This window comes from Cupriavidus necator (genome assembly GCF_040578825.1).
GTDB classification, from domain to species: Bacteria; Pseudomonadota; Gammaproteobacteria; order Burkholderiales; family Burkholderiaceae; genus Cupriavidus; species Cupriavidus necator_E.
In genome coordinates, this window is the sequence record NZ_JBEFLI010000036.1 from 1 (window position 1) to 23,206 (window position 23,206).

Sequence of the window (23,206 nt, forward strand, 5' to 3'; positions counted from 1 at the left end):
GCATCGACGGCCATGCGCTGGAAGCGCGCATCTACGCCGAGAATCCCGACAAGCAGTTCCTGCCGTCCACCGGCACGCTGCGCTTCCTGCGCACGCCGCCGGCGGTGCAGTTCATGCGCGGCGGGGATGCGCATGGCCCGGCCGGCATCCGCATCGATGCAGGTGTGCGCGAAGGCGACACCATCAGTCCGTTCTACGACCCGATGATCGCCAAGCTGATCGTCTGGGGCAAGGACCGCGACGAGGCGCTGGCACGGATGCGCCAGGCGCTGGCGTCGTACCACGTGGTGGGGTTGTCGACCAACGTTGCCTTCCTTCAGCGGCTGGTGTCGTCCGAAGCGTTCCGCACCGCCGATCTCGATACCGGCCTGATCGAGCGCAACGAGAACACCCTGTTCCCGCCGCCGGCGCCAGTCGGCATGGAAGTCATTGCGCTGGCCGTGGCCGCGCTGCTGGATCGTGAAAACAAGGAACGCCGCATCGATGCTGCCGACCAGCATTCGCCGTGGACCCATGGGGGCGCGTGGCGGCTCAACAGTGGCGCATCGCGCGCGCTGCGCTTCGGCTATGGCGATCAGGTGCTCGACGTGACGCTGAACAGCAATGCGCGCGGCAGCACGCTGTACTATGCAGGCATGGCTGCGCCATTCTCCTCGCGATGCCAGGCAGACGATATCCGCATCGACCTTGGCACGCGGCGTGCGCACGGACAGGTGCATCTTGACGACGAGACGCTTCACGTCTTCAGTGCCGGTCGCCACGTCACGCTGACCTGGCTCGATCCGCTGGCCCATGCGGGCGAATCGGAAAGCGAAAGCGGCAAGCTGACGGCGCCGATGCCGGGCAAGGTCATCGCGGTGATGGTCGAGGCCGGGAGCACGGTTACGCGCGGCGCCCCGCTGCTGGTGATGGAGGCGATGAAGATGGAACACACCATCAGCGCGCCGGCCGACGGCGTGGTCAGTGAAGTGCTGTACGGCATCGGCGAGCAGGTGACAGAAGGCGCGCAACTGCTGGCGTTTGAGGCTTGACAGCTTCTGTGTGCTGCCGGTTTGCTCGCTGGGCGCCGGCAGGGGCATACCGACGGGCCGGACTTCGTTGAGGCTCCGGCCCTCACCCTAGCCCTCTCCCGCAGGTGGGAGAGGGAAGCTTGCTGCTGATGGTTTCGCGATCTCGTGAGCTAGTGGCAGCACAGGACGATGCCACTCGAATTACCGCAGACCGGTCCCCTCTCCCGCAGGCGGGAGAGGGGAGCTTGCTGCGAGCGGTGTCGCTAATCTCGTGAGCTAGCGCCAGCGCAGCACGATACCGTTCGAACTACTGCTAGACGGTCCCCTCTCCCGCTTGCGGGAGAGGGTCAGGGAGAGGGCAGGACGTCGCCGACCAACACGCCATATCGCAAGGCATGTGCCCGCCCTACCCCACAAACCTCACTGCCGCACCGCCGCCGCCCGCGCCCCAACCACCACCGCCTCAGGAATCTCAACACTGACATCCTCCTGATGCGCCGACGCCGAGCGCCGATGGTCCACCAACGCGATGGCAACCAGCGCGACAACCGCCGGCACCGCGATCGCAAAGAAGTTCTGCTGCAACGGCAGACTGATCCCCACCAGCGCGCCAATCACAATCGGCGCCAGGATCGCCCCACTGCGCCCCACCCCCGAAGCCCATCCAATACCGGTCGAACGCACCGCCATGGGATAGAACTGACCCACATACGCATAAGCCAGAATCTGCGTGCCAATCGTCGTCGCGCCCGCCATGCCAACGAGGAAGTACAGCACACCGGTCGGAACCTTGTAGCCCAACAGCGAGATAGACACCGCCGCCAGCGCAAAAAACACCACCAGCACATGCTTGATATGAAAGCGGTCCGCCAGCCAGCCTCCACCAATCGCACCGGCGATCGCACCAAAGTTCAGCACCAGCACGAAGGTCAGCGCCGAGCCCAGGCTGTAGCCCGCGCTGGCCATCAGCTTGGCCAGCCACGAACTGAGCGCGTACACCATAAACAAGCACATAAAGAACGCAATCCAGAACATGACCGTGCTGAAGCCGCGACCATCATGGAACAGATGGCGAATCGGCGCATCATCGGCCTTGTCCTCGGCCGGCAGGGCGAAACGGTCGTTCGCATGCGGCTGGTAGCTCGGCTCAAGCCTCGAGACCGTTTGCTTCAGCTCGTCAATCCGCCCCGACTTGAGCAGGAACGGCATCGATTCAGGCAGCGACTTCAGGATCATCGGGATCAGGATCACCGGCAGTCCCGCCGCGACAAAAACGGATTGCCAGCCATACGTCTCGATCAGGCCCTTGCCCAGCACCGCGGCCAGCATGCCGCCCACCGCGTAGCCGCTGAACATCAGCGTGACCATCGTGCTGCGGATGCGCTTCGGTGAGTACTCCGTCATCTGCGCCACCACGTTGGGCATCACCCCGCCGATGCCGAGGCCGGCAAGGAACCGGGTAACGCTGAACGTCACCGGGTCGCTGGTGAAGCCGGCCGCCGCGGTGAACACGCTGAACAGTCCGACGCAGATCGCTATGGCCTTGCGGCGGCCGATCCGGTCAGCGATCGTGCCCAGGAAGATGGCACCCACCATCATCCCGAACAGCGCCGAGCTGACCATAAAACCGGCGCTCGTGGCATTCACGCCCATGTCTTTCATGATCGATGGCAGCGCGATCCCGGCGACCGCGAGGTCGTAGCCGTCGAAGACGATGATCAGCGCGCACCAGAATAGTACGAGCCCGTGGAACCGATTGAAGCGGGCCTCGTCGGCCAGCTTGTGAATGTCGACTTGACGCATTGGTGGTCTCCTGTCTCCTGGGTGCAGCCAGCGCCAGGATTGGCGCGCTGCGTGTTCATCGCACTCCTGGGTCCTGCTCCGTCAGGACTCCTGGTACAGAAGTACGCATTCACAGCAAGACAACGCCTGCCCGGCGCGCGTGCGCCATGGCTCGCATGGCCGGCAGATTGCCCGCAGGCTCACGTGGTGTCGTAGTTCAGGAGCTGGCCGGTCCATGCCGGCAATGCCTTCCCTTCCTGGCGAGGGATGGATTGGCGGGAAGCATGACGTCGCTTACTGTTCGGCGTCAGCATAGGGGAACACTGCGCGGCGATCTGTCGCTGCAATGACAATCCGCCCCGGGGATTTCCCTAGGGCTTCAAACGATGACGGCCGTGCGCATCGAGTGATGCTGCACGGCCGCATTTCACGCGTCAGTAAGGGTTATCGCAATCCGAAGAAACTCAGTACCGCGAGAATGATCACCACAGCACCGACAAGCCAGACGATATTCATGACAACTCCTTTTCCAGGGTGGATCGGCGCCAGGGAAACGCAGGGCGCGAACGCGGCTGCGCGACTTGCCCTTATGCGCGTGGAAGGTTGAGTCGGGTGACGCATCCAACCTCCCGCCGGCGATATCGCGGCCGGTACTGGATCTCCGCAACAATCGTGCCGTGGGGTGTGGCCCGACTCTGTTCGGTTGGAGGGCAGTATGCTCCGCTGGCGCTAGCGCCATAGGCCGCCAGGAATACCTCTAAGTACAATTCACGGCGGGCGTTTATTACAAATCTGCGACGGCTTCCCTCAGCATGCGAGGTCCTGGTACGACGCATCCCGGCGCAGGTCCGTTGCAAATTCCGCCAGGGCCAACGGCAGGTCATTCCCCCGCCGCCAAAGCCAGGTCGGCTTAAGCCAGATCCAATCGATCCCGCGTCAGCCGCGCCACGTCCCTCGTCCACGGAAACTCCGCCCAGTACTTCCCCGCAAACTGCTCGATCTCCGCACGCTGCTGCAGCGACAGCCCGATCATGTCGAGCCCCTCAAGGAACATCCGCTGGTGCCGCGCGGACAGCTCGAAGGGATAGTCGCCCGAGGACGTGCGGACCCGCAGCGCCTGCACATCGATGTCGATGACGTTGTCACTGTTCGCATCGACATCGTTCATCAGTGGCTCGACGATCTCGCGCGGCAGCATCACCAGCAGCAGCCGGTTGTTCATCGCGTTCGAATAGAAGATCTCGCCGAAGCTTGGCGCAATGACGGCGCGGATGCCGAACTGCTGCAGGCCCCAGACGGCGTGCTCGCGGCTCGACCCGCAGCCGAAATTCGCGCCGCCCACCAGGATGCCGGTGCCGGCATATTCGGGACGATTCAGCACGAAGTCCGGGCGCGGCGCGCCGCTTGCATCGAAGCGATGGTCGTAGAGGATGCCCCGGTCCAGGCCCTTCTTGTCGATGCCGCGCAGGAACTGCTTGGGGATGATCTGGTCGGTATCCAGGTTTTCGAAACGGATGGCGGCGCCCTTGCCGCTGATGCGGGCATTGTCAGACATGGGAAATCTCCAGCTTGCGCACGTCGGTGATGGTTCCGGTGACGGCCGCCGCCGCGGCCATGGCCGGGCTCATCAGGTGCGTGATGGCGCCACGCCCCTGCCGTCCCTCGAAATTGCGGTTGGTGGTGGAGGCACAGCGCACGCCGTCGGCCAGCACGTCGTCGTTCATCGCCAGGCACATCGAACAGCCAGGTTGCCGCCATTCGAATCCCGCGGCGGTCAGGATCCCGGCAAGGCCTTCGCGTTCGGCCTGCGCCTTGACCGCGCCCGATCCCGGCACCACCATGGCCCGCACGCCGGCGGCCACCTTGCGGCCGCGCACCACGCTGGCCACCGCGCGCAGGTCTTCGATGCGGCCATTGGTACACGAGCCGATAAAGACGTGCTGGATCGCGGTGCCTTCCAGCGCCGCGCCGGGCTGCAGTTGCGTGTAGGCCAGCGCGCGCTCCACCGAGCGCTGCCCGGCCTCGTCGCTCTCGTCTGCCGGGAACGGGATGTGGCCGGAGACCGGCAGCACCTGGTCCGGGCTGGTGCCCCAGGTCACGTAGGGCTCGATCTCGCTGGCATCGAACACGTAGTCCATGTCGAACGCGGCGCCCGCGTCGCTGTGCAGCGTGTCCCAATAGCGGAGCGCGGCGTCGCGCTGCGGACCGTCGATGTCCGGCGCGCGGCGCAGCACATAGTCGATCGCGGCCGCATCGGGCGCGATCAGCGCGCCGCGCGCCGCGGCTTCCACGGTCATGTTGCACAGCGTGAAGCGCGCCTCGATGCTCAGGTCGCGAATCGCCGATCCGCAGTATTCGACAACATAGCCGCGCGCACCCTGGGCCCCGATCGCGCCGATGATCCTGAGGATCAGGTCCTTGGCGGTGGTGCCGGCCGGCAGCTTGCCGTCGACGCGGATGCGCATGGTCCTGGCCATCCGGTACACCAGCGTCTGCGTCGCCAGCACATGCTCGACCTCCGAGGTGCCGATGCCGAAGCCCAGCGCGCCGAGCGCGCCGTACGTGGTGGTATGGCTGTCGCCGCAGATGACCACCATGCCCGGCCGGATCATGCCGTGCTCAGGCGCCACCACGTGCTCGATGCCCTGCAGCGCGTCGTTGGTGTCGAACAGCGGGATCGCGTGCCGCTCGCAGTTGGCGCGCAGGTTGGTGGCCTGCAGCGCCGAGGCGGCATCGGCGATCACGCGGATCGCGGTCGGGTGCGTGGGGATGATATGGCTGACGACGGCGACGTTCTGCCCCGGCACCAGCACCTCGCGGCCTTGCTCATGCAAACCCGCGAACGCCTGCGGACTGGTGTACTCGTTCATCAGGTGCAAGTCGCAATACAACAGCACGTTGTCAGCATCGATCCTGGCAACGGTATGCGAATCGACCAGCTTCTGGTAAAGGGTTCTCGGGATCATTGCTGCATGCCTTGGTTGCGTCATTCCGCGGTGATGCCGCGTTGCTTGATCAGCTTCGCCCACATGGGCATCTCTGTCTCCAGCCGCTGGCGCGCCACGTCAGGCGTGGTCGGCGTGGGCTCGAAACCTTCCCTGAGCATCCGGTCGCGGGTGGCCTGCGATGCCAGCGCGGCATTCAGCGCGGTGTTCAGCCGGTCGACGACCGGCTTCGGCGTGCCGGCCGGCGCGAACACCATGAACCACGTTTCGAAGTTGTAGCCGGACAGGCCCGCTTCGGCCGCGGTCGGGACATTGGGCAACAGCGGCGAGCGCTTCGAACCGGTCACCGCGAGCGCCCGCAGCTTGCCGCCCTGCACATGCTGCTGCGCGGCCGAAACCACCGGGAAGCTCATGTCGACCTGCCCGGCAATGGTGTCGACCAGCGCCGGGCCGCCGCCGCGATACGGCACATGCACGATGGCAACATCCGCCACCGACTTGAACAGTTCGGCGGACATATGGAACGTGCTGCCATTGCCCGCGGAGCCGTAGGTCAGCTTGCCGGGCTTGGCCTTCGCCACCGCGATCAGTTCCGGCAGGGTCTTCGCCGGCACGTTGTTGTTGACCACCAGCACATGCTGCGAACCCGCGACCATGCCGATCGGCGCCAGGTCCTTCAGCGTGTCGTACGGCATGCGCGGGAACAGGCCCGGGTTGATCGCCAGCGACACGGTCTGCAGGCCGATCGTGTATCCGTCGGCGGCAGCCTTGGCGACGGCATCGACGCCGATATTGCCGCCGGCGCCGGCACGGTTCTCGACGACGATGGTGCCGCCAAGGCTCTTCGACCAGGCCTCCGAAACCAGCCGCGCGGCGATGTCGGCGCTGCCGCCGGGGGCGTATGGGACGATCAGGCGGACCGGGCGCTGCGGATAGGACTGGGCAGCGGCGGTACCGATGGTGGCGGCACAAGACAGAAAGGCGGCCAGCAAGGCGGCCACGCGGACAGGTTTCATCAATGTCTCCAGGGGGATAGGAATCGTTATGGAAAACATCGTATCATTTACCACCACAACCATAATTCACGCTCGGTAACTTCTTTGGTTCCCACGATTCACTAATGGATAACTTCTCCGACCTCGCGTTCTTCCTCTGCATCAACCGGCACGGAAGCCTTGCCGGCGCGGCCCAGGAACTCGGCGTCACCCCGCCGGCGGTCAGCAAGCGGCTGGCCGCGCTGGAGGCGCGGCTCGGGGTCCGGCTGCTGCATCGGACCACGCGCCGCATCAGCCTGACGGCGGAGGGAGAAAGCTACCTGGTGGAAGGCGCACGGATCCTGGCGGAGATGGAGGCGCTGGAACGCACCATCGCCGGCAGCAGCAGCACGCCGCACGGATTGCTGAAGATCGGTGCCACGCTGGGATTCGGGCGCCGGCATATCGCCCCGGCGCTGTCCGCGTTCTCGCGCCAATACCCCAAGGTCGAGGTGCAGCTCTACCTGAGCGACCGGCCGCTCAACCTGGTCGAGCTGGGACTGGATGCGATGGTCCATTTCGGCGAGATGCCGGACGTGCGGCTGACCGCAAGATTGCTGGCCAACAACCGCCGCGTGCTGTGCGCCGCGCCGTCATACCTTGAAGCGATGGGCGCGCCGTCAAGCCCGCGCGAGCTGGCGCGGCACAACTGCATCTTTATCCGCGAGGCCGACGAGACCTTCGGCACCTGGCACCTGCGCAACGGCGCGCAGCAGGAAACCGTCAAGGTCCGCGGGACCATGAGCACCAACGACGGCGAATCGGCGCTGGCCTGGGCGCTCGATGGCCAGGGTCTGATTGTTCGCTCGGAGTGGGACGTCGCCGCGCATTTGCGCAGCGGCGCATTGCGCCGGGTGCTGGTGCCGTGGCAGTTCGCGCCAGCGGATATCTACCTGGTCTTCCCCACGCGCACCCATCGTCCGGACAAGGTCCGGGCGCTGGCGGACTTTCTGCTGGACCGGTTTGCCGGTCATCGGGCCGGGGCCGGCGGCGGGTCGGACGGGCACTGGTAGTCCGGTGTTCCTGCAGCAGTTCTGCCTGATGAAAATTGGCATGCGCCTTGCTTGAAACATAGGCAGCGCGATCCCCTTCGGGGCGACGGCGTTCTTGTCTGGAGGGTGCGATGAACGAGCCGGCCAAAGACTTCACCAAATACGGCCATATAAACGGGCGGGTGCTCATCGTTGGTTTCGGCAGCATCGCAACGTCAATGGTGCCAATGCTGCTGCGTCATATCGACATCACGCCAGACAGGATTACCGTGCTTTGCCCGCCGTCGAACGACATGTCGGTCGCCACGGAATACGGTGTTCACATCGTTGAACAGGGGCTGACGGACGATAACCACCGGGAAATCCTGCAACCTCTGGTCGGCGAGGGCGATTTCGTGCTGAACCTGTCCGTCAATGTCTCCAGTGAGGCACTGGTGCGTTATTGCTGGGAGCGCGGCGCGCTCTACCTGGACACTTCCATCGAACCCTGGTCAGGCGCGGCGATCGATCCGCAGGCACCGATATCGCGGCGCAGCAATTATGCGTTGCGAGAAGGCGTTCTGGCGTTCCGGCTCGACAAGCGCGACGGTCCTACCGCGCTGATGACGCAAGGGGCCAATCCGGGCCTGGTGTCGGCCTTCGTGAAGCAGGCGTTGGTCAATATCGCCGCGGACAACGATGTCGAGTGCGGGCGGCTGGCGAGCTTTGAAGACTGGGCCGCGCTGGCGCGGCAACTCGGCATCCGCGCCATCCACGTTGCGGAACAGGACACACAGGTCGGCAAGACGCGCAAGGCCCGCAACGAGTTCGTCAATACCTGGTCGGTCGACGCCTTTATCGAGGAAGGGATGCAGCCGGCCGAACTGGGCTGGGGCACGCATGAACAGCACTGGCCCGATGACGCGCGGCGTCACGGCTTCGGCTCCGACGCGGCCATTTATCTGACCCGGCCGGGCTTTGCCACGCGCGTGCGCAGCTGGACGCCGCTCGCTGGCCCCTACCACGGTTTCCTGATCACGCACGGCGAATCGATTTCCATTGCCGACCACCTGACGCTGCGCGAAAACGGCGAAGTCGTGTACCGGCCGACCGTCCACTACGCATACCGTCCCTGCGACGACGCCGTGCTGTCGATCGACGAACTGGCCGGGCGCGGCTGGCGCAAGCAGGACAATCAGCGGATCCTGCGCGACGAGATTACGGATGGCATGGACGAGCTTGGCGTGCTGTTGATGGGAAATCCGCGCGGCGTGTACTGGTATGGGTCCAGGCTTTCCACCGCGCACGCACGGCGCCTGATGCCGCATAATACCGCGACCAGCCTGCAGGTCGTGGCCGCCATCCTGGGCGGGATGGCATGGGCGCTGGAACATCCCCGGGCCGGCGTGGTCGAGCCCGACGATATCGACTTCGAGACCGTGCTGCGCATCGCGCGTCCTTACCTCGGCGAAGTCGTCGGTGTCTATGGCGACTGGACGCCGCTCTCGCAACGCTCGCCGCTGTTCCCCGAGCCGGCGGACGAAGATCCCTGGCAGTTCATCAACGTTCGCGTTCCATAGAGGCAGCAACTGGTACGGAGGGCAACACCATGTCCGGGCTGCTGCAAAAGGAACTGGGCGTCATCGAAAATTCGTACTACGAGGCCAGCGTCGCCCGGCCGCCGCTGTGCCAGCCGCTGCAAGGGCGCATCGGGGCCGATGTCTGTGTCGTGGGCGGCGGCTATGCGGGATTGTCGTGCGCGCTGGAGCTCGCCCTGCGTGGGTTCAGCGTCGCGTTGCTGGAGGCGCACCGGATTGGCTGGGGCGCCTCGGGGCGCAACGGGGGCCAGGCGATCGTCGGCTTCGGGGCCGAAGGCGAGCACGCGATCGAGCGGCAGTGCACGAAAGAGACGGCCCGGGCAGCGTGGAATGCCACGGTGGAGGGTCTGCACCTGCTGCGGCAACGCATCGACATGTTCGGCATCGCCTGCGATCACGTCCAGGGTTATATGACCCTCGCGCCGCGCCAGCGCAAGGCAGGCGAATTGCAGCGATGGGTGTGCCATACGCACGAAACCTATGGCTACCCGCTGGAATGGATCGAGCGGCAGCGCCTGCCCGACTATGTCGGCAGCGACCGCTTTGTCGCCGGTGCCTATGATCCGCACTCCGGCCATCTTCACCCGTTGAAATACTGCCTGGGGTTATCCGCGGCGGCACGCGAAAACGGCGTGCAGGTGTTCGAGAATTCACCGGCATACCGGGTGGAACGAGAAAGCGAGCCGGTGGTGAAGACCGCCGAAGGCGAGGTTCGATGCAAGCATGTCGTGCTGGCCGGCAATGTGTACCTCGGCGAATTCGGCGACCACCTGGCACCGGAGATCCAGGCGCGGATCATGCCCGTCGGCACCTATATGATCGCCACCGAGCCCATGGATGCGGCGGCAGCCCATGCGCTGATGCCTGGCAAGGCGGCCGCATCGGACAACAACCTGATCGTCGATTATTTCCGCGTCAGCGCCGACAACCGGCTGCTGTTCGGCGCGGGCGAGACCTTCAGCGCCAAGCCCCCGCAAAACCTGGTGCAGCGTATTCGTGCGCGCATGGTCCACGTGTTTCCGCAAACGGCCGACCTGGAGATCGACTATGCCTGGGGCGGCTTTGTCGATATCACGATGAACCGGGCCCCAGACCTCGGCCGCATCGGCACCAATCTCTACTATGCGCAAGGCTTCTCCGGGCACGGGCTGGTGTTTGCCGGCATGGCCGGCAAGCTGATTGCCGATGCCGTCTGCGGCGATGCCTCACGCTTCGACGTGTTTGCGCGCATCCGTCATCACCGCTTTCCGGGCGGAGCCGTGTTGCGTACGCCCGCGCTGGTGCTGGGGATGTGGTACTACAGGCTGCGGGACCTGCTCTGAGGCGCCCGCCTTGACTGGCGCCGGGCGCCGGGCGCCGATGACCCGATGACCCGATGCCCCGATGACCCGCTGACCCGATAACCGCGCCCTACCCTGTTGAATCCAACAGGGTGCCCGTTCCACCCTGCCCGCATTTCCCTATCCTCCCCCGAGGCAATTCGCGCCGGCTCCATGTCATGGGGCCACCCGCGGTAATCCAATCCGGATCGAAACCAGTCCCCGGCGCGCGAATGGGTCGTTGAAGAACAATATCCGACAGGGAAGACTCAATGCGTAAGACGATTTTGCTTATGGCGATTTGCGCGGCGCTGTCCGCGTGCGGCGGGGACGATGACAACGCGTCGCCGCCCAACCCCGGCAACCCCGGCACACCTGGCACGCCAGGCAACCCGGGGCCGGGCAACCCAGGTCCGGGCAATCCGGGGCCAGGCAACCCCGGTCCCGGCACCCCGGCAGGCTGGAGCGATCCCGCGGCCATCAGCGAAGCGGGCGCCGGCAACGTCAATGTCGCCATCGACGCCGCCGGCAACGCCATCGCCGTCTGGCTGCAGCGCGAGCCGGGCACGGCCGACGACAGCGTCATGGCGAGCCGCTACGTGCCCGGCTCGGGCTGGAGCGCCCCGGTGCCGCTGGAGAACGACGCCGCCAGCGCCACCGACGGCGCGCATATCGCGATGGACCGCGCCACCGGCCGCGCCATGGTGGTGTGGCCGCAACTGACCAGCAGCGGCGCCTACGATATCTGGAGCCGTTCGTTCGACCCCGCCTCAGGTTGGGGCGACCTGGTGCGGATCGAGTCGGGCGCGGGCATGGCGGTCCAGCCGCAGGTCGGCATGGATGCCAGCGGCAACGCCATTGCCGTCTGGACGCAGCGCGACGGGCAATTCGGCCCGTTCAAGATCATGGCAAACCGCTACACGGCCGGCAGCGGCTGGGGCACGGAAACCGCCTTCGCCACGCCCAACGACGTCGGCGTGCAGAACCTGCGCCCTCAGCTTGCGGTGGCGCCGTCGGGCGACGCACTGGCGGTGTGGGAGCTGACCGACCTCGCCAGCAACAGCTTGTGGACCAGCCGCTTCAGCGCCAGCGGCAGCTGGGATGCGCCCGTCGAGCTGGTGCGCGACGCCGGCATCGACCAGTCGCTCAGCTACCCTGCCATTGCCATGGACGGCAGCGGCAATGCCACGCTGGTGTGGGGCCAGTCCGATACGGCCAATGGCAATCTGCAGAGCACGCTGTACTCCAAGCGCTATACCTCGGCCTGGCAGACCACGGTCCAGGTGGCGGCGCCTGCCAACGAAGCCTTTATCAGCCAGCCGCGCCTGTCGGTCAATGCCCGCGGCGATGCGATCGTGGCCTGGGGCCGCAACGACTACGCGCTGCTGGCAAGCGTGGCGCCGGCCAACGGTGCCTGGGGTGCCGCCACAGTACTGCTGGACGCCAGCGCGCACAGCCCGAGCCTGCCGACCGTCGGCCTGGACGGCGCCGGCAATGCCTTTGTCGCGTGGACGAAGTCGCCTGACGGTACCGCGGCCGCGGACCTGTGGACCAACCGCTATGTAGCCGGCACCGGGTGGGGCACGCCCGTGATCGGCGAGTCGTACAGCGAATACGCGGCGGCACCGGTGCTGGCCGTGAACGAGAAGGGTAATGCGGCGCTGGCCTGGACCCAGTGGATCGGCGACCTTGGTACCAAGATCGCCAGCCGCTATTACACGCCGGCCAACTGAGTCCAAGGTGGGCGCTTGCGGGCCCCAGAGCCTTCCGTGGGCTTTGGGGCCTGGGCCTGCGTGCCGGGCGGCATGCAGGCTGTCGACTACCCACCCGGGTCAGAGCGACAGCAGCCCCAACGCCACCGCGCGTGCGCAGGTCGCCTGGCGGCCGTGCGTATTGAGCTTGTTGGCGGCGACGTTCAGGTGAAAGTACACCGTGCTTTCGCTGATGTTGAGGATCGCCGAGATTTCCCACGTGGTCTTGCCGATCGCGGCCCAGTGCAGGATCTCCCGCTGGCGCCGGCTCAGCACCGGCCGGCTGGCCTCGCCTTGCAGGCGGCGCAGCGCCGAGTGCAGGCAGTGCGCGAAGTAGTTCATCGGCGCCAGCGTCGTGCGCAGCGCGCGCATATCCGTGGTGGCGTCGGTGGTCAGTGTCATGAAGGCCCAGTCGATGCCCGGCGTCCACAGCGGGATGGTCAGCCCCGCTTTCAGTCCATGCTCGCCGGCGCTGCGCAACAGGTTGCGCGCGCGCTGCCCGATATCCTTGCGCGTATGGTCCACCTCCCCCAGTGCATTCCATGACGTCGCCGGCATGCCGGCGCGCACATGCTCCACGCGCGCATCGCTGCCTTCATGCCGCCTGGCGCGCAAGGGCTCGTAGCGGGTCCGCGCCCAGTCCGCGGAGAAATCGTGGAAGCAGACGAAATCGTCGTCGCTCGCCGGCCCGAGCTTAGGCTGCTTCATCACATAGGCATGGTGGTTGAAGCCCATGGCGCGCGCCGCGCGCAAGGCAATCCGGGCCGCTTCCTGGGGCGTGCGCGCGGCCAGCACCGCCTCGACGTATTGCCAGTCACGGACGGGATCGGCTTTCATGACATCTCCGACGGCATGACCGGTCCGCGCAGCGTATGACGGTGGCGTGCGCTCCGGTCTGTGAGTCTGGCGAGTGTATGCAAAAACGGCTGCGCCGGAGTGCCCCTTTTGGGGGAAACGACAGGGGGTGGAATTCCCGGGCTACAGCGCGTGCGAGCCTTCCTGGTCGTCTTCGCGGGGCACGCGATGCGTTTCCATCGGGGGCTCGCCGGCATGCGGATCAGAGCCACCCATGACACCGGCGATCACCTCGCCCTGCCAGTCGAAATACGGATTGAACGTGAGCCGCGCATGCACCTTGCCGGCCTCGCGATAGCCCCAGTCCGAATACCAGACCGGCTCGCCGCGCTCGCACGCCATCAGTGCCGGCTCGTCCTGGCCGTTCCAGCAGATGCGCAAGCTGCCCTGCTCGCCGTACAGCGGATCCGCCGGTGAAAACAGCACCAGTCCCGCCACGTCCGGATGCGCATAGGCATAGTCGAGCGCCAGGTTGGCGCCGGTGGAGAAGCCGCCCAGGTAGACCTGCGCAACGTCGCGACGCAGCGCATCGGCCTGTTCCTGCACCACGCGCTGCCAGTCCTCCAGCGTCACGTCGAGCAGGTCTTCCGGCCGCGTGCCGTGGCCTGGCAGCAGCACTGGTCAACCATTCGGTCGGCATAACCGGCGGCAGCCAGACGCTTGCCAACGGCCGCTTCTGGATCGTGCTGAAGGACCGCTCCGACCGCGACGTCTCCGCCAGCGCGCTGATCGACCGGCTGCTGCCCAAGCTGGCGGCAGTGCCCGGCATCCAGCTCTTCCTGCGCGCGGCGCAGGACATCAACATCGGCGCCGGCCAGCCGCGCGCGCAGTACCAGTATGTGCTCAAGGGCAACGATACCGCCGAGCTGTACGCGTGGTCGCAGCGGCTCGCGGCCGCGCTGCAAGTCTGTCGGCCGAGATGGTGCCGCTGGCGTCGGTGGCCACTGTCGATGCGCCGGGCGCGGGGCCGGTGTCGATCCTGCACCACGGCATGCTGCCCGCGGTCAACCTGTCGTTCAACCTGGCGCCGGGCGAACTACCACGGGCCGGTGCCCTCTCCCGCATGCGGGAGAGGGAACCGGCTTGCGGTCGATTTATGCGGGCGCTTGAAGAGCGCAAACTCACGCGCGCATGCCCACCAAATCAACCGTCAGAATCCGCCGGCCGCTCCTGGCTACGCGCCCCATCCGTAAACGTATCCCGCGACCCCTGCACACTGGCACCATCGGTATAAACATCAAAACGCCCCTTCGCTGCCGCAGCACCAACCGCACTCGCCGCAGTGGCCGCCCCATCGGTATAAGGATCCGCCGGCCGCGGCGCCGCCTTTGCCGACAGCGCCAGCGTCGCGGTCACCATCATCACCAATGTCGGGAGCAAGGCATGTAGCATGGCGCGGCGGTGCGTGGTGGCGCGTAGCCACAGCAGGCGCGGCCAGCGCATGGCGCCGCGGCGGGCGCTGTCGGTCAGGGGGGAAGACTTGAATGTGGTCATGATAAGACTCCGTTGTGTGAAGGAAAATCGAGCCCTGCCGGGCACGGAATGGAGTCTAGTGAGCACAACCGACGCAGCCCTGTCCGGATGCTGACAATCCTGTCAGGCAGGCGCGGCCCGGCCTTGGGTGCGACAATCCGTCGCAAAACAGTGTTTCCCACCACGCTGAACAATGCCGACGCAACGGCATGTCATCCTCGCGCAGCAAACTGCACTCCTTCAGTGCAGCCCCCGCATAACTGACAGCTTTGACAGGTTGAATCGGCACGCATCTTCTATATTCCTTAGATTCCGAGGATTTGGACCCATGAAACTGCTGCTCGTCGAAGATGAGATCAAGACAGTCGACTACCTGCGCCGCGGCCTGGCCGAGAACGGCTACGTGGTCGATACGGCCAACAACGGCGTGGACGGCCTGCACCTGGCCTGCACCGAGCCCTATGACGCGATCGTGCTCGACGTCATGCTGCCGGCACTGGACGGCGTATCGATGCTGAAGTCGCTGCGCCGCGAGCAGCAGACGCCGGTGCTGATGCTGACCGCGCGCGACGACCTCGATGACCGGCTCAACGCCTTTGATGCCGGCGCCGACGACTATCTGTCAAAGCCTTTCTCCTTCCTGGAGCTGCTGGCGCGCCTGAACGTGCTGACGCGGCGCGGCCGGCAGACCGAGCCGTCGCAGCTCACCGTGGGCGACCTGCGCATCGACCTGCTGTCGCGGCGCGCCACGCGCGGGACACGGCGCCTGGAGCTGAGCGCGCGCGAATTCACGCTGCTGTCGGTGCTGGCGCGCCGGCAGTCGCAGATCGTGTCCAAGACCGCGATCACCGAGCTGGTCTGGGATATCTGCTTCGACTGCAACACCAACGTAGTCGAGGTCGCGGTCAAGCGGCTGCGCGCCAAGCTGGACTGGCCCGGCGAGCCCAAGCTGCTGCATACCATCCGCGGCATGGGCTATGTGCTCGAGCATCGCGACGGGATGATCGCATGACCAGGCAGCGATCGATCGCGGCGCGGCTGGCCGCCATGTTCGGGCTGGCGGCGGCCTTTGTGTTCGCCATCACCGGCACGGTGCTCTACCGCGTGCAATGCGTCGAACTGGAAAAACGCCAGCTCGAAGAAATCCACGCCCGCTTCGACCTGGCCGGCCCCAAGGCGGCAGGCCTTGGCACCGAGCAGCAGTGGGAGCGCTTTGCCGCCATGCTGCGCACGCTGACGCCCGCCGACCACAGCGTGCGCTACTTCGTCGAAAGCCGCGATCCGCGCTTCGACTACGGCGAGCCCTTCCCGCGCGAGGCCGAGGCCACGCCGCGCGCGCCGGATGTATGGGCCGTGGAGTTCGGCGACAACCGCTTCCTGATGCTGAAGCGCCGCATCCCCGCGCTGCAGGACCGGCCCGAGGTGGCGCTGGCGGTCGCGGTGGACCAGGCCGCGTTCTTCCAGACCAGCCGCACGCTGGGCATCGCGCTGATCATCTCGTCGGTGCTCGGGGTGATCGCCGTCAGCCTGCTCGGCTGGCGCATCGCCAAGGCTGGCCTGGCGCCGATCGAACGCCTGTCGCACCATGCCGGCGCGCTCGACCCCAGGCAGCTTGAACGCCTGCCCGACGCCAATCTGCCCGGGGAGCTGTACGGGCTGGTGCATGCCTTCAACGGCTCGCTCGATAAGCTTGAGCACGCCTACCAGCAGCTATCCTCGTTCAACGCCGATGTCGCGCACGAACTGCGCACGCCGCTGGGCAATGTCATCGGCCAGACGCAGGTGGCGTTGTCGCGGCCGCGCAGCAATGGCGAACTCGAAGAGATCCTGCAATCGAACCTGGAAGACCTGGAGCGGCTGAGCCGCATCGTGATCGACATGCTGTTCCTGGCGCAGTCCGATCGCGGGGCGCTGGCGCGCGACCTGGTCGAGGTATCGGTGGCAACGGAGGTGCGCCGCAGCGCTGACTTCCTCGACATGCTGTTTGAAGAGGCCGGCTCCACTTTGCACGTGACCGGCGATGCGCGGGTGCGCGTCAATGTCTCGCTGCTGCAGCGCGCGCTGACCAACCTGATGAGCAACGCCCTGCAGCACGGCAGGCCCGGGCGGCCGGTGACGGTGGCCATCGCGCAAGCCGGCGGCACGCTGACAGTCACGGTGCACAATGAGTCGGACCGCCTGTCAGCGATCCAGCCCGGCCGCTTGTTCGACCGCTTCTACCGCGCCGATGCCGCGCGCAGCGACAGCCGGCAGAACCACGGGCTGGGGCTGGCCATCGTCAAGGCGATCGCCGCCATGCACGGCGGCAGCGTGTTTGCAGAGGTGCAGCGGGATGCGATCCGGATCGGCATGACGCTGCCGGTCAGCGAACCGGTGCAGGAAGCGCCCGCGCCGGCACGACCGCTGCCGCGCCCGGCTACGGCATAAGCGCAAAGGCTTCAGGCCGCTGCGCGTAGCGGCCCGAAGCGCTCCACATACAGCCCCGACACCCAGTCGACAAACACGCGCACGCGCGGCGCCAGTTGGCGGTGGAACGGATACAGCGCCGACACCGGCAGGTCCGGACACGGCCACGCCTGCAGCACCGGCACCAGTCGCCCCGCGCGCAGGTGCTCTTCCACGCGGAAACGCGGCACCTGGATCAACCCGCAACCGGCCAGCGCCGCGCTGGTATAGCACGCCGCATCGCTGACCGAGATCCAGCCGCGCGCCCTGAACTCCCGCACTTCGCCGTCGACGTTCAGCGTGAACGGATACCGGTTATCGCTGTTGCGCGAGAAAAAACCCACGCCCACATGATTAGCCAGTTCCGACGGATGCTGCGGCGTGCCATGCGCGGACAGATATTCAGGACTGGCGCACAGCACCTCAGGCATATCGGCCAGCCGCTTCGCCACCAGCGACGAATCCCGCGGCCGGCCCGCGCGCACCACGCAATCGATGCCCTCGCCGACCAGGTCGACCAGCCGGTCGCCGCTGCTGATGACAAGGTCGATATGCGGATAGCGCGCACGGAACTCGCCGATGCGCGGCAGGATGATCATCGTCGCGTGCGTGCCGTGCAGGTCCAGCCGCAACGTGCCGCGCGGATTGGCCACCTGCGTGCTGAGCGAGGTCTCGGCGTCTTCCAGGTCCTGCAGCACGCGCTTGCTGCGCTCGTAGAACGCCTGCCCGTCCAGCGTCGGGCGCACCTGGCGCGTGGTGCGCTCCAGCAGCCGCGCACCGACGCGCGCCTCCAGTTCCTTGATGGCATGCGTGGCGGTGGCGCGCGGGATCTCCAGCGCGCTGGCGGCGCCGGTGAAGGAGCCCAGTTCCACGATCCGGGTGAAGAGTTGCAGCGCGTCGAAGCGGTCCATAGGGGGCGGTGGCGTTGATGAGGGAACGTCAGCCACGATTGGAAGCAGCTTCCGCGCCTGCGTCAAGCCATTCATGCAGTCGCGCCGCTGCCGCGCTTGCGCGACGCGCCAACCACCATTGCCTGACCGCGGCCCGCTTATGCCCCCGCGGACGATGCCGAACACGGCGCGCAGCAGCGCGTAGGCAAGCGGCTCGAGTCGGGAGAGGCGCAGCGGCAACGATGCCTGCGGTGTCGCAGCAATTCGCTGGGCCAGTTCGCCATAGCGGATGCGCTGCATGCCGTTGACGACCGCGCCATTCCCGGTACGCAAACTCGCCGCCGGCACATTGAGCCGCTGCGCCGCGGCCTGCAGCAGCATCGCGCGTGCCGCCGCCCCGGCCTGCCGGTAACGCGTGTCGCAGAGGTGACTCATGCATGTCCCCGATGCCCGTTCGGATGACGGGCTTCGCCATGGCTTGTGACGCAATCCGTCAGGCACCGATTTTGCTGGCCTATATTTCAATAACGATTTCTGCTGGCCAGCAGGTGTTCCGCGTCAGGCTTTGAAGTGACGAGTATGTAATCCGGTCAGCGCTGGAGACAACCATGAGCGTCGTGCCAGAGCCGAGGGTCGCGGACAGCACTTCGGGCCGACGAAAACGCACTGGCGCATCCCGGCACGTGTGGACCCGCTACTGGGCCATTGCCCGGCCTTACTGGGTTTCGCAGGAGCGGTGGAAAGCCTGTGGCATGCTGGTGGTGCTGGTGCTGCTGCTATTGGGCCAGACGCAAACCGAAGTCCTGTTCATCGAGCAAACCGGCGAATTCACCTCGGCATTGGCCGCACAAGACGCCGATCGCTTCTGGGCCTCGATCAGAAAGTGTCTCTACATCCTGATCGTCGCCGTACCCATCTATGGGTTTTACTATTTCGTCAGAGGTAAGCTGGGCCTGTTCTGGAGGCGCTGGCTCACCGATCACTACCTGGACGGATATTTCAAGGCCAGGACATATTACAAACTCAATGCCAATGCCGCGATCGACAACCCCGATCAGCGGATCACCGAGGACATCAATACCTTTACGCGGCAATCGCTGTTTTTCCTGTCGATCGGCATTGGCGCGCTGCTGCAGATCATCGCCTTCAGCGCGGTGTTGTGGTCGATCTCCAGGGCGCTGGTCTATTTCCTTCTGATCTACGCCGTCGCTGGCACATTCGTCACGGTGTTCTTTTTCGGGCGCGTGCTGATTGGCCTGAATTTCTACCAGCTAAAGCGCGAGGCGGATTTCCGTTTCAGTCTGATCCGGGTGCGCGAGAACGCCGAATCGATTGCGTTCTATCGCGGCGAGGCGCTGGAGTCGTCCAATGTGCGGGGCCGTTTCGCCAAAGCCTTCCAGAACTTCAACAGGCTGATTAACTGGCAGCTCAATCTCAACCTGTTCCAGTACGCCTATAACTTCCTTACCATCGTGCTGCCCAGTGCCATCGTCGCGTCACGCGTGCTGTCGGGCGAGCTGGAAGTCGGTCGCGCCATCCAGGCCGCCGCGGCGTTTGCCGCCGTGCTGAACGCACTGACCGTGATCGTCGACAACTTTGAAGACCTGAGCCGGTTCGTGGCCGGGCTGGATCGCCTGGACACCTTCTCTGCCGTCTTGACCGGCAAGGCAGCAATATTTCCCAAGCCTGCGAGCAAGATCGAATCGATCCAGGATTCCCGGCTGGCGCTGGAACATGTCACGTTGCTGACGCCGAACCAGGAGAGAACGCTGGTCAGCGACCTGAGTGTATCGGTCAATCCCGGCGAGGGGCTACTGATCGTCGGCGCCAGCGGCGGCGGCAAAAGCTCGCTGATGCGCGCGATCGCCGGGCTATGGAACAGCGGAACGGGCTGCATCGTGCGGCCAACGCCGCAGGAGATGCTGTTCTTGCCGCAGCATCCTTACATGGTGGTCGGCAGCCTGCGCAGCCAGTTGCTGTATCCGAACAACCTTGTCCGCCATGTTTCTGACGAGGAACTGCTTAAGCTGCTGGAGAGGGTCAACCTGCGTGAAATCGTCGGCAGGTTTGGCGGGCTGGATGCGGAAGTGGACTGGGGAAAGGTGTTATCCCTGGGCGAGCAGCAGCGGCTGACCATCGGACGCGTGCTGCTGGCAAAGCCCCGCTATGTCATGCTGGACGAGGCCACCAGCGCGCTGGATATCGGCAACGAGGAAGGCATGTACCGGTTGCTGGCCGATATGCAGACGACGCTGGTCAGCGTCAGCCATCGGCCTACCCTGCTGAAATACCACCACCAGGTGCTGGAGTTGTGCGGGGACGGCAGGTGGACGCTGCAGGCAAGCGGGGATTATCGGTTTGGCGGGTGAGCCGTATGCTCACAGCGCCACCGATGAACTCGTGCCCGCATCCATTTCATTCAGCTGGGCTTGCCCCCGCCTGCGGACACTTCGCGCCCCCGCAACCGCTGCAGCGACCTCGTCAGCCTGGCGCCCTCCTTCAGGTCCGCGGCACGCACCAGCGCCTCGATGCTCGCTTGCAGGCCCCCAAGCTCGCTTTCGCTGCATTGCGTGGTGGCAATCATTTCCTCCAGTTCCCTGGCTATGCGCTTGCCCAGCTTGCGCACAAATTCCGGGTCGAGCTGTCCACTGGTGGCGGCTTCTTCGATATGATCGATCAGGCTCTTCAGGCCGGCGGGGGTGGTTTCGGTGGCAGACTGCATTTCCTGTGGCATTTGGCAACTCCGTTTGGACGCGCCCGGAACATGGCAGGCGGCAGATTTTGGTGGAGGGAAACTCCGCACTGGGACCGCGAAGCCAGGGAGTATTCAAAGTCGCCTCGACATGAGTCCGGCGCCAGCTAGAATCCGGGAGGATCGCGCTCCGTTCCCCGGGGATGGCAAGTATTTAATGCGGCACTCGCCGACCGGGCTATCGCATTCTGCATTGCCCCCGACGGAGCACCGACCATCGCGGTCACTCACATCATGAAGCACGAATCCGATCCCATGCCAAAAACCTTGCCGATCGTTCCGGGAGCGGGCAGAACGAATGCCCAGGCTGGACGCGTTGGCTTGCTCAACGGCAATGAACTGTACATCAACCGCGAGCTGAGCCAGCTTGAATTTTTCGACCGCGTCCTGCAGCAGGCCGCGGATCCCGCCGTGCCGCTGCTGGAGCGGCTGCGCGCGTTGTGTACCGTCAGCAGCAACCTCGACGAGTTCTACGAAATCCGCGTCGCCGGCCTCAGGGAGCAATGTCTGCACCAGTCCCCGGTGGTCGGCCCGGACGGGCTGACGCCGCAGGAAGTCTACGCCAGGCTCAACGCCCGGGTGCGGGAACTGGTCGACCGGCAATACCGGCTGTTCAATGACGTGCTGATTCCCGCCATGGCCGAGCGGGAGATCCGTTTCCTGCGGCGCCCTTCCTGGAATCCTGAACAGGCGGCATGGATCCGGGAGTTCTTCTTCGCCGAGCTGATGCCGGTGCTGACCCCCATCGGCCTGGACCCGGCGCATCCGTTTCCGCGGGTCCTTAACAAGAGCCTGAATTTCGCTGTGGAGCTGGAAGGCAGGGATGCGTTCGGGCGCAATTCAGGCAATGCCATCGTGCAGGCACCCCGGGCACTGCCGCGCGTCATTGCCCTGCCATCCGAGATATCCGGCTGCCAGCATGGCTTCGTCTTTCTGTCGTCCATCCTTCATGCCCATGTCGGCGAGCTGTTCAGCGGGATGAAAGTGCGCGGCTGCTACCAGTTTCGCGTGACCCGCAACAGCGAGCTGTTTGTCGACGAGGAAGAGGTCAAGAACCTGCGCGAAGCGCTGCAAGGCGAACTGCCGCACCGTCATCTCGGCGATACGGTCAGGCTGGAGGTGGCGGATAACTGCACGCCGGCGATGACGGCGTTCCTGCAGGAACAATTCGGTTTGTCGACCAATGAGGTGTTCTCAGTCAACGGACCGGTCAACCTGGTGCGCCTGCTGCAGGTGCCGGACCAGGTCGATCGTCCGGAACTGAAGTACAAGCGTTTCCGCCCTGCCGTGCCGCCGGGACTGCACGAGCAGGCGGACATTTTCCGCGCCATCCGCGAGGGCGATATCCTGCTGCACCACCCCTTCCAGTCCTTTGCGCCGGTGGTGGATTTTGTCAGACAGGCGGCGCAGGACCCCGATGTCATGGCGATCCGCCAGACGGTTTATCGGGCGGGACATGATTCGGTGCTGCTGTCGGCACTGATCGAGGCGGCCCGCAATGGCAAGGAAGTCACGGTTGTAGTGGAGCTGCTGGCCCGCTTCGATGAAGAGGCCAATATCGGCTGGGCCGCGCAGCTTGAGGAAGCCGGTGCGCATGTCATCTACGGGGTTGTCGGTTTCAAGGCACACGCCAAGATGGTGCTGGTATTGCGGCGCGAAGGCGGCAAGCTCAGGCGCTATGCGCATCTGGGCACCGGCAACTATCACAGCGAGACCACGCGCACCTATACGGACTTTGGACTGCTGACCTGCAATGATTCGCTGACGCAGGATGTGGCCCAGGTATTCAGCCAGCTGACCGGCCTGGGCCAGACCAGCAGCATGGCCCATATCTGGCAATCGCCATTTACGTTGAAGAAGGCGTTGCTTGCCGCGATCCGGCGCGAGGCCGAGCACGCCAGGTCTGGCCGCAAGGGTCGGATCATTGCCAAGATGAATGCGTTGCTGGAGCCAGACCTGATCCAGGCGCTGTATGACGCTTCACGTGATGGGGTGCGCATCGACCTGATTATCCGGGGCGCCTGTGCGCTGCGCCCCGGCGTTGCCGGACTGTCATCGAATATCCAGGTGAAATCGGTGATGGGCCGGTTTCTCGAGCACGCACGCGTCTACTACTTCCACGATGACGGCGCGGAGAAAGTCATGCTGTCCAGCGGCGAATGGATGGAGCGCAGCCTGTCGCGGCGCATCGAGATCTGCTTTCCCATCCTCGACCCGAAACTGAAGCAACGCGCCATCGCCGAAGGTCTGACGCCGTATCTGTCCGACCGGCGCGATACCTGGCAGATGACGCCGGACGGTACCTACGAACGTACGTCACCGCATGACGGAGAAGCGGCGCAAAGCGTGTTGCTGGCGGCTTTGACGTGACATTGCGGTGT

General features: G+C 65.3%; 20 protein-coding genes. 10 read left to right on the forward strand and 10 right to left on the reverse strand.

From position 1 onward, the window contains the following. The coding region (locus AB1I47_RS18395; RefSeq protein WP_354685174.1) for a biotin/lipoyl-containing protein at positions 1-1,031 on the forward strand (1,031 nt) is incomplete at its 5' end. 399 nt (positions 1,032-1,430) lie between these two features. Here AB1I47_RS18395 and AB1I47_RS18400 read toward each other — a convergent pair. The 4 genes from AB1I47_RS18400 to AB1I47_RS18415 all read right to left on the reverse strand — a co-directional run bounded on the left by AB1I47_RS18400 (position 1,431) and on the right by AB1I47_RS18415 (position 6,753). Next, a complete protein-coding gene (locus tag AB1I47_RS18400) occupies positions 1,431-2,813 on the reverse strand; it encodes an MFS transporter (RefSeq protein ID WP_354685175.1) in 1,383 nt (460 codons plus the stop codon). Between the two features lie 889 nt (positions 2,814-3,702). Beyond that, positions 3,703-4,347, reverse strand: a complete 645-nt coding sequence (gene leuD / locus AB1I47_RS18405) for a 3-isopropylmalate dehydratase small subunit (protein WP_354685176.1) — start codon at positions 4,345-4,347, stop codon at positions 3,703-3,705. Further along, entirely contained in the window at positions 4,340-5,758 is a 1,419-nt protein-coding gene (gene leuC / locus AB1I47_RS18410) for a 3-isopropylmalate dehydratase large subunit (protein WP_354685177.1), read from the reverse strand. The genes leuD and leuC overlap by 8 nt, the downstream gene beginning before the upstream one ends. A 20-nt stretch (positions 5,759-5,778) precedes the next feature. Continuing rightward, complete coding sequence (locus tag AB1I47_RS18415) at positions 5,779-6,753, reverse strand: tripartite tricarboxylate transporter substrate binding protein (protein WP_354685178.1); 975 nt, start codon at positions 6,751-6,753, stop codon at positions 5,779-5,781. A gap of 104 nt (positions 6,754-6,857) precedes the next feature. Between AB1I47_RS18415 and AB1I47_RS18420 the strand changes: the two genes are divergently transcribed. The 4 genes from AB1I47_RS18420 to AB1I47_RS18435 all read left to right on the forward strand — a co-directional run bounded on the left by AB1I47_RS18420 (position 6,858) and on the right by AB1I47_RS18435 (position 12,392). Continuing rightward, positions 6,858-7,784, forward strand: coding sequence for a LysR family transcriptional regulator (locus tag AB1I47_RS18420; protein WP_354685179.1), 927 nt, complete (start codon positions 6,858-6,860; stop codon positions 7,782-7,784). A 110-nt stretch (positions 7,785-7,894) separates the two neighbouring features. Continuing rightward, complete coding sequence (locus tag AB1I47_RS18425) at positions 7,895-9,322, forward strand: homospermidine synthase (RefSeq protein ID WP_354685180.1); 1,428 nt, start codon at positions 7,895-7,897, stop codon at positions 9,320-9,322. 29 nt (positions 9,323-9,351) lie between these two features. Continuing rightward, positions 9,352-10,662, forward strand: a complete 1,311-nt coding sequence (locus tag AB1I47_RS18430) for an NAD(P)/FAD-dependent oxidoreductase (protein ID WP_354685181.1) — start codon at positions 9,352-9,354, stop codon at positions 10,660-10,662. 269 nt (positions 10,663-10,931) lie between these two features. After that, complete coding sequence (locus AB1I47_RS18435) at positions 10,932-12,392, forward strand: hypothetical protein (RefSeq protein ID WP_354685182.1); 1,461 nt, start codon at positions 10,932-10,934, stop codon at positions 12,390-12,392. Positions 12,393-12,491: 99 nt separating this feature from the next. Here the strand turns inward: AB1I47_RS18435 and AB1I47_RS18440 are convergent, their stop codons facing one another. From AB1I47_RS18440 to AB1I47_RS18455, 4 genes are all read right to left on the reverse strand, one after another. Then, positions 12,492-13,247: a helix-turn-helix transcriptional regulator gene (locus tag AB1I47_RS18440; protein WP_354685183.1), complete on the reverse strand. Its 756-nt coding sequence runs from the start codon at positions 13,245-13,247 to the stop codon at positions 12,492-12,494. A gap of 141 nt (positions 13,248-13,388) precedes the next feature. Further along, a complete protein-coding gene (locus AB1I47_RS18445; RefSeq protein WP_354685184.1) occupies positions 13,389-13,883 on the reverse strand; it encodes an alpha/beta hydrolase in 495 nt (164 codons plus the stop codon). Then, a complete protein-coding gene (locus AB1I47_RS18450; RefSeq protein ID WP_354685185.1) occupies positions 13,835-14,170 on the reverse strand; it encodes a hypothetical protein in 336 nt (111 codons plus the stop codon). Before AB1I47_RS18450 ends, AB1I47_RS18445 begins: the two co-directional genes overlap by 49 nt. Before the next feature lie 238 nt (positions 14,171-14,408). Next, positions 14,409-14,759 carry a copper resistance protein CopQ gene (locus tag AB1I47_RS18455; protein WP_354685186.1) on the reverse strand — a complete coding sequence of 117 codons (351 nt, stop codon included), beginning with the start codon at positions 14,757-14,759 and terminating at the stop codon, positions 14,409-14,411. Between the two features lie 307 nt (positions 14,760-15,066). Here AB1I47_RS18455 and AB1I47_RS18460 point away from each other — a divergent pair, with 307 nt between their 5' ends. Both AB1I47_RS18460 and AB1I47_RS18465 read left to right on the forward strand, forming a co-directional pair. After that, a complete protein-coding gene (locus AB1I47_RS18460; protein WP_354685187.1) occupies positions 15,067-15,750 on the forward strand; it encodes a heavy metal response regulator transcription factor in 684 nt (227 codons plus the stop codon). Beyond that, positions 15,747-17,165, forward strand: coding sequence for a heavy metal sensor histidine kinase (locus AB1I47_RS18465; RefSeq protein WP_354685188.1), 1,419 nt, complete (start codon positions 15,747-15,749; stop codon positions 17,163-17,165). Before AB1I47_RS18460 ends, AB1I47_RS18465 begins: the two co-directional genes overlap by 4 nt. Before the next feature lie 11 nt (positions 17,166-17,176). Here AB1I47_RS18465 and AB1I47_RS18470 read toward each other — a convergent pair whose 3' ends face one another. Next, positions 17,177-18,094 carry a LysR family transcriptional regulator gene (locus tag AB1I47_RS18470; RefSeq protein ID WP_354685232.1) on the reverse strand — a complete coding sequence of 306 codons (918 nt, stop codon included), beginning with the start codon at positions 18,092-18,094 and terminating at the stop codon, positions 17,177-17,179. 416 nt (positions 18,095-18,510) lie between these two features. Here AB1I47_RS18470 and AB1I47_RS18475 point away from each other — a divergent pair, with 416 nt between their 5' ends. Further along, positions 18,511-18,642: a hypothetical protein gene (locus AB1I47_RS18475; RefSeq protein WP_354685189.1), complete on the forward strand. Its 132-nt coding sequence runs from the start codon at positions 18,511-18,513 to the stop codon at positions 18,640-18,642. A gap of 39 nt (positions 18,643-18,681) precedes the next feature. Next, complete coding sequence (locus AB1I47_RS18480) at positions 18,682-20,442, forward strand: ABC transporter ATP-binding protein/permease (protein ID WP_354685190.1); 1,761 nt, start codon at positions 18,682-18,684, stop codon at positions 20,440-20,442. Positions 20,443-20,492: 50 nt separating this feature from the next. Here AB1I47_RS18480 and AB1I47_RS18485 read toward each other — a convergent pair whose 3' ends face one another. After that, a complete protein-coding gene (locus AB1I47_RS18485; RefSeq protein ID WP_354685191.1) occupies positions 20,493-20,807 on the reverse strand; it encodes a hypothetical protein in 315 nt (104 codons plus the stop codon). A gap of 252 nt (positions 20,808-21,059) precedes the next feature. Between AB1I47_RS18485 and ppk1 the strand changes: the two genes are divergently transcribed. Further along, on the forward strand, positions 21,060-23,195 hold the full coding sequence (ppk1, locus tag AB1I47_RS18490; RefSeq protein ID WP_407935865.1) for a polyphosphate kinase 1: 2,136 nt from the start codon (positions 21,060-21,062) through the stop codon (positions 23,193-23,195). Positions 23,196-23,206 lie beyond the last annotated feature (11 nt).

Bases quoted from the DNA above. Each gene is read 5' to 3' on its own strand.
- AB1I47_RS18470 (WP_354685232.1), bottom strand. From the start codon at position 18,094: ATGGACCGCTTCGACGCGCTGCAACTCTTCACCCGGATCGTGGAACTG.
- leuC (WP_354685177.1), bottom strand. From the start codon at position 5,758: ATGATCCCGAGAACCCTTTACCAGAAGCTGGTCGATTCGCATACCGTT.
- AB1I47_RS18455 (WP_354685186.1), bottom strand. From the start codon at position 14,759: ATGACCACATTCAAGTCTTCCCCCCTGACCGACAGCGCCCGCCGCGGC.
- AB1I47_RS18465 (WP_354685188.1), top strand. From the start codon at position 15,747: ATGACCAGGCAGCGATCGATCGCGGCGCGGCTGGCCGCCATGTTCGGG.
- AB1I47_RS18425 (WP_354685180.1), top strand. From the start codon at position 7,895: ATGAACGAGCCGGCCAAAGACTTCACCAAATACGGCCATATAAACGGG.
- leuD (WP_354685176.1), bottom strand. From the start codon at position 4,347: ATGTCTGACAATGCCCGCATCAGCGGCAAGGGCGCCGCCATCCGTTTC.
- AB1I47_RS18485 (WP_354685191.1), bottom strand. From the start codon at position 20,807: ATGCCACAGGAAATGCAGTCTGCCACCGAAACCACCCCCGCCGGCCTG.
- AB1I47_RS18415 (WP_354685178.1), bottom strand. From the start codon at position 6,753: ATGAAACCTGTCCGCGTGGCCGCCTTGCTGGCCGCCTTTCTGTCTTGT.
- AB1I47_RS18420 (WP_354685179.1), top strand. From the start codon at position 6,858: ATGGATAACTTCTCCGACCTCGCGTTCTTCCTCTGCATCAACCGGCAC.
- AB1I47_RS18475 (WP_354685189.1), top strand. From the start codon at position 18,511: ATGTCCCCGATGCCCGTTCGGATGACGGGCTTCGCCATGGCTTGTGAC.
- AB1I47_RS18480 (WP_354685190.1), top strand. From the start codon at position 18,682: ATGAGCGTCGTGCCAGAGCCGAGGGTCGCGGACAGCACTTCGGGCCGA.
- AB1I47_RS18435 (WP_354685182.1), top strand. From the start codon at position 10,932: ATGCGTAAGACGATTTTGCTTATGGCGATTTGCGCGGCGCTGTCCGCG.
- ppk1 (WP_407935865.1), top strand. From the start codon at position 21,060: ATGAAGCACGAATCCGATCCCATGCCAAAAACCTTGCCGATCGTTCCG.
- AB1I47_RS18400 (WP_354685175.1), bottom strand. From the start codon at position 2,813: ATGCGTCAAGTCGACATTCACAAGCTGGCCGACGAGGCCCGCTTCAAT.
- AB1I47_RS18430 (WP_354685181.1), top strand. From the start codon at position 9,352: ATGTCCGGGCTGCTGCAAAAGGAACTGGGCGTCATCGAAAATTCGTAC.
- AB1I47_RS18440 (WP_354685183.1), bottom strand. From the start codon at position 13,247: ATGAAAGCCGATCCCGTCCGTGACTGGCAATACGTCGAGGCGGTGCTG.
- AB1I47_RS18460 (WP_354685187.1), top strand. From the start codon at position 15,067: ATGAAACTGCTGCTCGTCGAAGATGAGATCAAGACAGTCGACTACCTG.